This window comes from Planktothrix sp. PLAVEN19ND, assembly GCF_057220675.1.
Map to the genome: position 1 here is coordinate 516,216 of NZ_CM170132.1, position 12,551 is coordinate 528,766.

11 protein-coding genes are annotated in these 12,551 nt (G+C 37.4%); 9 read left to right on the forward strand and 2 right to left on the reverse strand.

Features of this window, described 5'->3' with window-relative positions:
• Nucleotides 1-108: 108 nt before the first annotated feature.
• A complete protein-coding gene (locus tag AC2D3N_RS02395; RefSeq protein WP_162832328.1) occupies nucleotides 109-258 on the forward strand; it encodes a hypothetical protein in 150 nt (49 codons plus the stop codon).
• A gap of 123 nt (nucleotides 259-381) precedes the next feature.
• On the opposite strand, the gene AC2D3N_RS02400 is transcribed toward AC2D3N_RS02395, so the two are convergent.
• Nucleotides 382-1,068, reverse strand: a complete 687-nt coding sequence (locus AC2D3N_RS02400) for a diacylglycerol/polyprenol kinase family protein (protein ID WP_484692659.1) — start codon at nucleotides 1,066-1,068, stop codon at nucleotides 382-384.
• 104 nt (nucleotides 1,069-1,172) lie between these two features.
• On the opposite strand from AC2D3N_RS02400, the gene AC2D3N_RS02405 reads away from it, so the two are divergent.
• The 7 genes from AC2D3N_RS02405 (at nucleotide 1,173) to AC2D3N_RS02435 (ending at nucleotide 9,861) form a co-directional block, all read left to right on the forward strand.
• Nucleotides 1,173-2,093: a radical SAM protein gene (locus tag AC2D3N_RS02405; protein WP_484692660.1), complete on the forward strand. Its 921-nt coding sequence runs from the start codon at nucleotides 1,173-1,175 to the stop codon at nucleotides 2,091-2,093.
• Nucleotides 2,086-3,402 (forward strand): photosystem II assembly protein, encoded by a 1,317-nt coding sequence (locus AC2D3N_RS02410; RefSeq protein WP_484692661.1) that lies wholly within the window; start codon nucleotides 2,086-2,088, stop codon nucleotides 3,400-3,402. The genes AC2D3N_RS02405 and AC2D3N_RS02410 overlap by 8 nt, the downstream gene beginning before the upstream one ends.
• Before the next feature lie 210 nt (nucleotides 3,403-3,612).
• Nucleotides 3,613-4,071, forward strand: coding sequence for a phosphate-starvation-inducible PsiE family protein (locus tag AC2D3N_RS02415; protein WP_079677404.1), 459 nt, complete (start codon nucleotides 3,613-3,615; stop codon nucleotides 4,069-4,071).
• 71 nt (nucleotides 4,072-4,142) lie between these two features.
• Complete coding sequence (locus AC2D3N_RS02420; RefSeq protein WP_484692662.1) at nucleotides 4,143-7,823, forward strand: Yip1 family protein; 3,681 nt, start codon at nucleotides 4,143-4,145, stop codon at nucleotides 7,821-7,823.
• Nucleotides 7,824-8,288: 465 nt separating this feature from the next.
• The gene (locus AC2D3N_RS02425; protein ID WP_484692663.1) at nucleotides 8,289-9,194 is read left to right on the forward strand and encodes a polysaccharide deacetylase family protein; all 906 of its coding nucleotides are present in this window, start codon (nucleotides 8,289-8,291) and stop codon (nucleotides 9,192-9,194) included.
• Between the two features lie 143 nt (nucleotides 9,195-9,337).
• A complete protein-coding gene (locus AC2D3N_RS02430; RefSeq protein WP_484692664.1) occupies nucleotides 9,338-9,553 on the forward strand; it encodes a hypothetical protein in 216 nt (71 codons plus the stop codon).
• A 107-nt stretch (nucleotides 9,554-9,660) separates the two neighbouring features.
• Complete coding sequence (locus tag AC2D3N_RS02435; RefSeq protein WP_484692665.1) at nucleotides 9,661-9,861, forward strand: PIN domain-containing protein; 201 nt, start codon at nucleotides 9,661-9,663, stop codon at nucleotides 9,859-9,861.
• Nucleotides 9,862-9,924: 63 nt separating this feature from the next.
• On the opposite strand, the gene ilvD is transcribed toward AC2D3N_RS02435, so the two are convergent.
• Complete coding sequence (ilvD, locus tag AC2D3N_RS02440) at nucleotides 9,925-11,610, reverse strand: dihydroxy-acid dehydratase (RefSeq protein WP_484692666.1); 1,686 nt, start codon at nucleotides 11,608-11,610, stop codon at nucleotides 9,925-9,927.
• A gap of 170 nt (nucleotides 11,611-11,780) precedes the next feature.
• Here ilvD and AC2D3N_RS02445 point away from each other — a divergent pair, with 170 nt between their 5' ends.
• Entirely contained in the window at nucleotides 11,781-12,491 is a 711-nt protein-coding gene (locus AC2D3N_RS02445; RefSeq protein ID WP_484692667.1) for a TIGR04283 family arsenosugar biosynthesis glycosyltransferase, read from the forward strand.
• The last annotated feature ends 60 nt before the right edge of the window (nucleotides 12,492-12,551 follow it).

Below are 12,551 nucleotides of genomic sequence, written 5' to 3' on the forward strand. Positions count from 1 at the left end.
AGTAAATACAAAAGTGCAAATAAATGTTGCAAATCCGCACATTTTCTAATTTTTTCCGATAGAATGATTAGTATAGAAGCCTGGATAATAGAGTTGAGGTTAGGAGTTATGAATATTTTACGTTCTCTTAAAGAAATGATGACCTATTTAACTGAAGCCGCCGGGCGGATGTTTATTGTTAGTGATGATGTCTACCCATCGGTAGGCACACAACCCTTTGAAGGTAATCCCAATAAAGATCCTCGTTGGAAACACTAGAAATAATTGTGATCAAATATTATGATGTGTTTCAAAATCTACTTAAATCTCCCATAACTCCTATGGGGGATTTATTGTTATTGTTATTGTTCCCCATTCGTAATTCGTAATTCCCTACTATACCTAAAAAATTTGATTCAGAAAAAAAGCTAGTGACGCACTACTTAAAGGAACAGTTAGATTATCAATTCCATACTTTGAAAAAGTTTCTAATCCCGTAGCTACAACCGCCACAGCTATTGAAATACTCCAAATTATTTGATTATTTCCTTGAGTTGCTAATAAAATAACACCGGAAATAACAAAACTAACAAACAGCATTGTTAAAGAACCTTCCCAGCTTTTACCATTACCAAAAACTTGATATTTATGTTGACCCCATTGTTGACCAATAACCGCCGCCAAACCATCCCCCCAGGTCATCACTAAAATACCTAAAGCCGCATATTGAGGTTGTTTGATTGTCCAAAACCAACCAATTAAAACCCCAATACTAATCGCATAAAAAAACGTCCCTAAACTTTTACGTCCCACACTATTAATACTCGGAAGAATCGGGGTTTGATAGGAAATCAGGGCAATAATTCCTGAAAGCACACTCGCTGCAATTCCCACCCACGCCGGAATATTTAGCCACCAGGCAAATAGAATCACATTTCCTGTACCAATATGAACAATTTTACGCGAAACTTCGGCATTAACAGCAAAAATCCGATTTAGTCCTTCTGCTACCCCTAAAATTAAACCTAACCAACCAGCAACTAAGATAATTTCAAATCCTAAGTTGTGGATTTCAGCTAAACTCGGCATAGAATTAATGGAATATAAATTAACCTAAATCATTAGTATACGCTGATTCTTGCATTTTCAGACATTTCGCAATATCCTTTTCTATAATCCTTCTATGTTGAAGTATGTCAGAAATTAACTACTCCGATGATTTGTTATCTCGACATCAATTTCTGGTTAAAGAAAAATTTGGTCAAGTCAATGTTTATGGAAAAAATGCTCAATCTTTATTAAATAAAGCCACGGGTTTTATTCGAGATTATGACTTTACTCTTAATCCCTATCGAGGCTGTCAATATGGATGTAGTTATTGTTATGCTACGGCTTTTAGTCCTAATCCCCAGATGCGAAAAGATTGGGGAAATTGGGTAATTATTAAAGAAAATGCCGTAGAAATTTTAGAAAAAGAGTTAGAAAGATGGTGTCGTCGTCATCCCGAAAAACCGCCCAGTATTTATATGAGTAGTGTTACTGACCCCTATCAACCTATTGAGGCTAAAGTACAACTAACTAGGCAATTATTAGGGGTGATGGTCAAGTATCAACCGATTCTAGTGATTCAAACTCGGAGTCCGATGATTACTAGAGATATTGATTTATTACAACAGTTTAAAACTTTAAGAATTAATCTAAGTATTCCCACGGGAAGTGAAGCGGTAAAACGGGATTTTGAACCTCAATCACCCAGTATTAAATCTCGAATTAAAGCCATAGGAAAATTAAGATATAATATTCCTTTTACGGCTGGATATGATATCAGATTTGCGATTACAATTACGCCGCTATTACCAACTTTACCAGAAGATCAAGACGAATTTATTTTAAAATTAAGTTTTGTCGATAGGATAGTGATTCAAGAATTTCACGCGACCCAAAATAAAAGTTTAGTTGCGTCAACTCGTGATCAAGCGATCGCTCTGAAAGAAAAATATGCTTGGTGGTATAATCAAGAACAGGAAAACTATTTTCTATTTAAACAGAAATTAGAGTTTCTGCTTGGTGATGTAGAAATTAAAGAGGGACGAGAAGGGTTTGGCTATGATTAATAGAATTATTCAGAGTTGGCAATCTCTGAAGTTATTTTTAGCTTTACAGAGAGGAAATGAACAACAAGCTCGGAATATTTTACAAGAGATTCGACGCTCAAAAACACAACTTTCTGGGTTGGAAAAGTTATTTCAAGATAAGTTAGAAACCGATTATGAATTAAAGCAAAAACAGAAAGAAATTTTACGATTAAAACAACAAATTAAAAGTTTCTCACAATTAGATTCATTCCCCTCTGAGTTTGATTTTGGGAAAGAAAATTTGATTATTCCTGATCAAAATATTATTGCTCGAATTACTAAACAATTTAATTTAATTGAGCCGGATGATAATTTAATTCAATGTACAGGAATTGATACTGATATTTTTAATGATTTTGAGTTAAATTTAGCTCGTTTTATTGAAGATGAATTTAAACAAATGAGTCAAAGAAAAAATTTTGAATATTCCTTAAAAGAAGCCGTTGAAGATTTGAATGGCTTAAAATTTGGAGAAGATCCTGAATATAGTTTTGAATTGAGTCCTTATGTTTATTTTTTACGCTATTTTTTAACCAATGTTTATGGTGCTTATTTAGCTTGGTTTTTAATTTACAAAACCGGGTTATTACCCAAACATCTCAATATTTTGGATATTGCGGCTGGCCCTGGGACGATGATTTATGGTTTAGATTTGTTTCTTAGAAGTAATTATCCAGGGATGAATTCCTCGGAGTTTCAAATTGCCTATTATTCTTTAGAAAAACAAGCTAAATTTCAATATCGGGGACTTCAGTTTTGGCGCCGATATGTTGAGCAACAACCCCAAACAACTAATGCTTATTTTCGCTTTGATACCTGTGACCTATTAGGAGACAAGTCTAATTTTGACAAAATGCCTAAGAATTTTTTTAATTTTATTATCATTTCCCATTGTTTCTTTTATCAACCCCAACTCAGACAAAAAGCTAATAGTAATTTTCAACATATTTTTAATCGCTGTTTACAACCGGACGGTTATGTGTTATTCATTGTTCAAGATAAGAAGTTGTTCCAAGCGTATAATTTACGACATCGCCAAGACTATCACCTAGAATACAGTGTAATTAAATCTTTTATTGAAGAAATGGGTTTAAAATTAGTTTGGTATAAATATTTGACATCTACAGGAACTAGAGAACAATTATCACCCTCTGAATTTGGTAAATTAGCAAGGGAAAAATTGCCTCGTCAAAGTTATATTAGTCCTCTTTGTAAGGACTATTTTAATTTAAACTATAATTCAAGTTATACTATTGACGATTATATGATTTTAGCCCAACAAGGATAATAGAGTTTGATTACGTTGAGTTTTACTGACGCTTAACCCAGCATACTAATATAGATTAATTTCAATAGATATGATTGTTGAATTCAGCCCGGAAACTTTTAAAACCGGATTTCTGGACTGGTTAGATTGATTTTAAAAAATAATCTTGCATTAACTGACTATAAATTATATATTGATATTAATTTGTCCAACTCCAATTCACGGGTCACTATGTCACACAAAAGAACTTTTTTTGAATCCCTCACCCATTGGTTTAGCGACGAAAATTTCTTAATGATATTAGAAGAAATTCAAGTGGCGATCGCTAAAACCTTATCAATTGCTATGATAATCGTTATTGTCGTTTGCTGTGGTCAACTAATTTTATATTTAGCCCAAAAATTGTTAACGGATTCTACTCTAATATTTAAAAATTCTTTGTTTGAAATTTTTGGATTATTCTTAAATGTTTTGATTGCTATAGAGATTTTAGAAAATATCTCAGCCTATTTAAAAAAACACGTTATTCAAGTTGAGTTAGTGATTGTCACCTCCTTAATTGCGGTAGGAAGAAAAATCATTATTTTTGATCTCGATAAAAAAGGAGGTGAAGATTTGATTGGACTTGCTATTGCAGTTTTAGCCCTGTCAATCAGTTATTTAATTGTTCGAGTGTATCACGGTAAGTAAGGGCTGGAAATTTATTCAACGGTTGAAACATAGATTGATTTAGTCATAAGTCACTCTAAATATTGCTTTTTATGGTAGTTCAGGTTAGACTTAAAACCATTCAAAAACCATTAATTGCATCTTTAGTAAATTTTTGTTTTATGGAAACCGCATTTAACCAATTCTGGCATCTGGTTTCAGGGGCATTTGCCCTCAACCCAGAAGTTTTTGATCAAATTAATACCTTACCCGATGGTCTCACCGTAGCATTAATTATTGTTCTCATCGCCGGGTTATCACAAGCAATTGGACAATGTATTGTTTTATTTGCCAATAAAGTTACACCCATTCGTTTTTTTCTCAGCTTAGGAATTTCTGCGATTGTTTTTGCTTTAAGTTATGGATTATGGGCCGGGAGTATTTGGATTGCAAGTAACCTGTTTTTTGATGTTTCTCTAAGTTTTGATCTAATTTTTAGAACTCTAGGACTCAGTTATGCCCCTCAAATGTTAGGGTTTTTAATTGCTTTACCCTACATGGGAATTGCAATTGGAGTATTCCTTTCAATTTGGAGTTTACTGGCTCAATTTATCGGACTAGAAAGCATTGCCGGATTTGAAGATTGGTCAGTCTTTATTTGTACTTTAATCGGCTGGGTTGTCCTCCAAATTGTCCAACGAACTATTGGTCGTCCGATTTTAGCCTTTAGTGGTTGGTTATCTAATTCGGTGGCAGGAACTTCATTAATTACTGACCCGAAAAAACTAGAACAAATGGTCATGTATGACGGGAATGAGCCTCAAATCATTACCGTAGGCAAGGAAATTTGGTTAGAAGCCGAACAGCAAGAAGATGTTCCCAAACAAAAAAGTTCATCTACCGTTAAATTTGTAGCCCTGGCATTGTTGGGCTTTTTATTAGTTTTAATTTTATATCCTAATAGTAATAACCCCTTAACAGTAGGGTTTAGTCTCCTTAATCATAGCTTTAGATTAGGCTTGAAATTAGTTCAATTTGGTTTAATTGCTCTATTAATTTCTATTATCCTAACACCGCTAGAATCTTTAACTTGGTGGGCAGGATGGTATGGAGTTCAACCCTTAGAAAATACCGGAACATTAGTCGAAAATCCTAATATTGATACCCCATTTAATCACTATGTTGTATATTTAGATGGAATCAATCAAGGCTCCTATCAATATTTACCAGAAGTTGAACGTTTTTTAGATGCCCTTGCCATTGCCACTCCCGATAATGTAGCAATTGTTAAAGGGATTATGCCCTATTCTGTTACTAATAAACCCTTAACTGAAAATCGGCCCCTATCCTTTTTGTGGCGGATGATTGACTCCATGGTAGTTCAAAATCCTGCCAACCCCATTGGTTTTATCATTAACGCCCGAAATGTCGTCTCAGTAGCCGTTTCAGCCGATCCCCGTTACGGCCCGATTCAAAATCAAGGCCTGGCGCAAGTTCTGTATAATAGTTTACTCAGCTATGGTTATCCCGTCGATAGTGAAGTTCCAGTGACTTTGATTGGCTACAGTGGTGGCGGTCAAATGTCCATGGGGGCTGTAACCTTTCTTAAACGTACCATTAAAGCCCCGATTACAGTGATTTCTATTGCAGGTGTGATCAGTGGAAATACGGGGACAATGGTAGCAGAACATCTCTATCATCTGGTTGGGGATCAGGATAGCGTGGAAAAAGTGGGGGCAATTATTTTCCCTGGACGCTGGCCGATTTCTCTGTTATCAAACTGGAATTTTGCCAAACGGCGGGGCAAAATTAGTTTTATCTCTTTGGGGCCAGTGGGACACAATATGATGGGTGGCCCGATGGGAGATAATCAACTACCAAATGGCAAAACCCATCTGCAACAAACCGTTGATATTGTCACTGGAATTTTATTAGAAAATTGGGAAATTACTGGGCTAGATCCTAATATTTTCAAAAAATCTAGTAACTATGAACTCTACAAAAAAGCCCCTTTTAACCAAGTTGCATATTATCCAGTTAAACAAACTCTTAATCCCGAATTATATCAACCCGTAGGGAATTGGATAGGTCGATTAATTTTACCTAAATTATCAGAGCGGGAACAGGTGCAGGGCGTATTATTTGAGATTTATCATGCCGATTCATCCCATCAGCATCGAGTCGGACAAATTGTTAATTTAAGATGGGATTTACAGGTTTCTTCTGTCAAGGAAAGAGTTAAATTAGTCACCCAGGATGTCAACTTTATTGATCAGGTAAAAGTTAGTAAATCCCAAGGTAATATTCACCCAGAAAGAATCAATGGTTGGTCAAAAGTTGACCCCTTAGAATCCATAGCCGGAGCTAGACCCCAGGATGATATGATTGTGGTTTTAAAAGATCCTGTAGTCTTGAAAGATACGGGTTTAGAACGTCCAAGTTTGTATATTCAACATGATCCAGTTGAAATTACTGGCCGATTTTATGCCCTGGTTCGGTTTATTGAAAATTTAGGCAATGACTTCTTTTTGGTGCGTCATTATTCTCCCGCCTCTCAACAATTTAACGGCCCCGAAGAAAGGGTCTATTTACCCTCAGTCATTGCTAACCGAGATGGGGCTTTATCTTCAATAAATCAGGATTTAGAACAATCTCCGGTTAATGCTTCAGGATGGTATATTTTTGGACAGAAAAATATTGATGGTCAGTTTGTAGTACAGGCGATCGCCCCCTATCAATTATTTTCTTTAACTCCTGATTTGGTGATTTCAGGACAACAAAAAACTCTAGATTATATTAACTGGGAATACTGGAAAAATAAAGTCACACCCCAAGGACAGGTTAAGACAATTTTCCTCAATCCTAATCAGGATAATTCCACTAACAATATTGTCCCGGAATCCCTCTGGAAAGAAGGGGATAGAGCCTTATTAATGCACGTTTATGGAGGCATTGGCGGGCCAAATGGAGATCATACTCCCTTTGGGATTTATTTCGGACATTTTGCCTATGGAATCGCTACGGTGGTGCGCGATCGCCTTACTCAAGACCTGCGATTTAACATCGAATATCGCCAAATTTATACCCATAATTGTGATGGAATAATCTCAGGAAGTTTAGACTGGACAAGGTATAGTGGCGATCGTCAATTCGGTTGGTTAGGATCTCGTCCCTTTACCGATATTCTAATTAAATTTGATCCCCTCACCCAAGATTATGATTTTGATGGGTTCAAGTTTTCTCCCTTGGATATTGTGATTAATGAACTAGATATTATGACCGCTCGATATCGCGTAGGGGATGGAACTGGAACCACTTTTGTCAGTGCAATTAATTCCTGTTCTCAAGATTCCAGTCAAGCCTTATATTTATCATTAAGAAGAATGCTGGCGCAGTTTGAATTAAATCCCCTATTAATGAAATGGTTACGAGAAAATCCCCACCACGAACAAGCCCAACGGTTCATTCAATTAAGAACCTTAGTTGCCAGTTTAGAAAGTATCTTAATTGCTGGAAGGAAAGTCCGAAAAGATTGGCAATATGGTTCTCCAACTTTAGGGCGTTTTACTCAAGAAACCCCCCTAAAAACCCTGTCTCGGTTAAGCTCTAGTTGGCGCTCATTATTACCGCGATTAATTAATGATAAAATCGCCATGATTTTCCTCCAATTAGGAGCCTATCTCTGGATTCTCCGCACCCATCAAGTCGGTGGTCATGATCCTACCCTGAAAGCCCTGATTCCCACGGATTTTTGGTTTGGAGTTCCTAAATTGAAAAACTTTGAATATGATTAGTTATTCAAATAGTTTTTGTAAAGATTCATGAATAAAGTTTAGATTCTGCAAAGGTTTATGATCTGAATTTAAAGATTTAGTTAAATCAAGACCGCTCAGAAGATTAATAGATACTACATGACGATGATTAGAGTATATTGGAGAATATCCAGGGTATTATCAGCACGTTCTCTGATGCGGAAGCGGGTTTTGAGCCAGGATTAGTCAGAAATCGGACTAACAATTAACTCTGCATTCGAGGGGTAAACCGATACCGCAACCCACAGGGGGTAGACTATGACCGGATTAGAATTAGCAATTTTCATTGTCGGGCCGTTAGTGTCATTTTTATTTGCGATCGCACTAACACCCAACAAAGCCGAAATTGTTTCCGATCAGGAACATTCTCATATTTAGTTAAGATTTACGGGAGTTAGAGGGAAAGTCTCGTAGTCTATAGTCAGATTATCCTGACTTTGAAAATCAATGATAGGTTCCCGAAATTTTCAACGGTTTTCACAGATTCTACTCGGTGGTGTTAGTGGAATATTTGTAGTGAGTTTTAATCATGGACAAGTTGCTGTTTCCTTACCTATTGTTGGACTACAAGCTCAAAATTCGGTGATCACACAACCGATTAATTCTGCTGAAAATGGCATGGAAGATCCGACAATTCCACCATTAGGAAAACCAGACTCTTTTATTCCTAGAAAACCTTTTCCACCACCTAATTTAAAGAAACCAGAAAAACCCTATTATTCTTTAATTCCAGAACGCTATAAAGGCAAAACCGTTCATAATGTTTCCCCTCGAAATCAAGAAAAAGTTATTGCCTTAACCTTTGATGATGGCCCCTGGCCAGAAACACCCAAGGTCTTAACAGTTTTAAAAGAGTTTAATGTTAAAGCCACCTTCTTTATTCTAGGCCAAAATTTACCGTTATATCCTAACATTATTAAGCAAGTAGTTCAGGAAGGTCACGCCGTTGGGAATCATAGTTGGACGCATTCTTATCCAAAAATGGAACCGCAAAAAGCTAAAGCCGAAATTGAAAATACATCGGCAAAGTTACAGTTGATGACGGGATTAAAAACCCGGTTATTTCGGCCGCCTGGGGGAATTTTAGATAATGGTGTTGCCGACTATGCCCGCAGTAAAAATTATGCCATTATTATGTGGTCTATTGATACGAAAGACTTCCAACAACCCACAGCTTCAATTTTAGCAAATCGCGTTTTAAATCAAGCCCGTCCAGGGGATATTGTGTTAATGCACGATGGCGGCGGAAATCGTTCTCAAACCATAGAAGCGTTAAAAATTATAATTCCTGAATTACAAAAACGTGGCTATCGGTTTGTAACAGTTTCCGAATTGTTGAATTTAGCTGAATAATAGAGGGCTAAAGCCCAACAACGGGTGTTAAGTTGCGCTTACCGTAGGTATCGCTTTTTACTGCTTAAAAAAAGTTGGTAAAAATTGATCCTATTGGTTATAATTGCTAAAAAGATTTAATACAAAAGGAGATCATCGCTACAATGTACAAAGTTATCCAAGCAACTTGTAATAATGGTAATCTGATCCTCTCTGAAAAATTAAGTGATGAATGGGAAGAAAAAAGTTTGAAAGTTATTCTTGTGGAAACAGATGAAATTGAAGTCAAAAAGCAAAGATTTTTTGAGTTTGTAGATCAACATTCCTTGATTCTTCCTGATGACTATGAATTTAATAGAGAGGAACTTTATGAAAAATAAGGTTTTATTAGACACTAACCTCTGGGTTTATCTTTACTCCCAAAATTCACCGAAGAAGTCTGTTAAAGTGAGAGAGTTGGTTAATAATAACTTTACCTCAATCATTTGTGGAAATAGATATTTTAAAAGTGATCACAGCGTTAGACATTAATTCTAAATACGGTTATACTTATTGGGATAGTCTAGTTCTGGCTACGGCTTTACAACACAATTGTAATACTTTATATTCAGAAGATATGCAAGCTAATCAACTCATTGAACAAAAAACAATAATTATCAATCCATTTTTAGTAACACAATTAGAGTAAATAATATAATTAAATGAGCCCTGAAGGGCTCACTACGAGTTTTCACGCCTAGGTATGGGAGAATTAACCTAAGTTTAAATCCGTCACAGCACCAATACTGCTAGATGAAACTAATTTCGCATATTTGGCTAAAACTCCTTTAGTATAACGGGGTTTTGGAGCTTGCCAATTTTGCCGACGTTGGGCTAATTCTTCCTCGGAAATATTCACTTGTAATAACCGTTGACGGGCATCAATAGTAATACTATCTCCCTCTTGAATTAAACCAATATTCCCACCAACCGCAGCTTCTGGGGCAACATGACCGACCACCATGCCATAGGTGCCCCCAGAGAAACGACCATCGGTAATTAATCCGACTTTATCCCCTAAACCTGCCCCAATAATTGCCGAAGTTGGCGCTAACATTTCCCGCATTCCTGGCCCGCCTTTCGGCCCTTCATAACGAATCACAATCACATCACCAGCACTAATTTTTCCGGCTAAAATGGCATCCAAACATTCTTCTTCCGATTCAAAAACCCGGGCTGGGCCAGTAATCACTGGATTTTTAACTCCGGTAATTTTAGCAACCGCACCTTCCGTGGCTAAATTGCCTTTTAAAATGGCTAAATGTCCTTGAGCATACATAGGATTATTCCAAGGACGAATTACATCTTGGTCGGGACTAGGTTCGGAGGGAACATCGGCTAATTGTTCGGCAACAGTTTTCCCAGTTATTGTTAAGGCATCCCCGTGAATTAAGCCTTTTTCTAATAACATTTTCATCACTAACGGAATACCCCCGGCTTTGTGTAAATCCGTAGCCACATAACGACCACTGGGCTTTAAATCACACAATACGGGAACCTTCGCCCGAATCACTTCAAAATCATCAATGGTGAGTTCAACTCCGATGGCATTAGCAATAGCTAATAAGTGTAAAACTGAATTAGTTGAACCGCCCACGGCCATAATCACAGCGATCGCATTTTCAAAGGCTTTTCGGGTGATAATTTGACGGGGAAGAATACCATTTTTAATCGCTTCTCGTAACACATAGGCCGACTTTTCTGTACTTTCGGCTTTTTCCTCATCTTCTGCTGCCATGGTGGAGGAATACATTAAACTCATTCCCATCGCTTCAATGGCAGAAGACATGGTATTTGCTGTGTACATTCCCCCACAGGAACCCGCCCCTGGACACGACCGACGTTCGACTTCAATTAATTCTGTTTCGTCAATTTTTCCCGCGCTATATTGTCCGACGGCTTCAAAAGCGCTAACAACAGTTAAATCTTTACCATTATAATGTCCGGGTTTAATTGTTCCACCATACACAAAAATGGACGGAATATTCATTCTAGCAATGGCAATCATCGCCCCGGGCATATTTTTATCACAGCCACCAATTGCTAAAACCGCATCCATACTTTGGGCGTTACAAGCGGTTTCAATTGAGTCAGCAATTACCTCGCGGGAAACTAAAGAATATTTCATCCCCTCAGTCCCCATAGAAATGCCATCGCTGACGGTAATTGTCCCGAACATTTGCGGCATAGCCCCCGCTTGTTTTAGGGCGGCTTCTGCCCGCAATGCTAGGGTGTTGATGCCCATATTGCAGGGGGTGATGGTGCTGTAACCGTTGGCAATCCCGACTATGGGCTTGACAAAATCGTGATCCCCAAATCCCACCGCCCGCAACATGGCACGGTTTGGGGTGCGTTGGGTTCCTTGGGTAATGGCTTGACTTCTAAGGTTATCGGACATTAATGCTTCCTCATTGTGTGCGGGTTGTGTTCCAACGGTTCAACGACGTTTTTTGTGGTGTTGTTACTCGCTGATCTAACCCGTTTTTTATATGGTTATTATTATCTCAGAAAATGTGATAAATTATTAATTACTTTAGAAATTGATGGGGTTGGCTCAATAATACTTCGATGAATTTTAGTTTTGAATCTGAAAAAGTTTCAATCATTATTCCGGTTTTAAATGAAGCCGAAAATATTGGGTTGGTAATTTCTACAATTCAACGGGCAGAAAATATAGAAATTATTATTGTTGATGGGGAAAGTCAGGATAATACCGTTGAAATAGCTCAAGGTTTGGGGGTGAAAGTGATATCGACAAATCGAGGACGGGCACTACAAATGAATGTAGGAGCAAAGGTGGCAACGGGGAAGATTTTATTATTCTTGCATGGAGATACTCAATTACCCCTAGGATTTGAAACGGAAATCCGAAAAACTTTGAACGATTCTAATATAATTGCCGGAGCGTTTCAATTAAAAATTAATGCCCCCGAATTGAGTTTAAGGTTCATTGAAACCACCGTATTCTGGCGTTCAAAATATTTACAAATGCCCTACGGAGATCAGGCTATTTTTATCAAAGCTACCACTTTTTTGGAGATAGGTGGATTTCCTGAACAACCGATTATGGAGGATTTTGAATTCATCCGTCGTTTAAATCGTCTAGGGAAAATTGAGATTTTATCAAGTCCTGTAATTACATCAGGACGACGGTGGCAAAAGTTAGGCATATTCAAAACCACATTTATGAATCAGTGTATGGTCATCGGATATTATCTAGGAATTTCCCCGACAAAATTAGCTCAATGGTATCGGGGGAAGGGAATAGGTAATGGGTAATTACGAATTACGAATTACGAATGGGTTTTGGGTGATATTAAGCGAGCGAGGACGTGACGC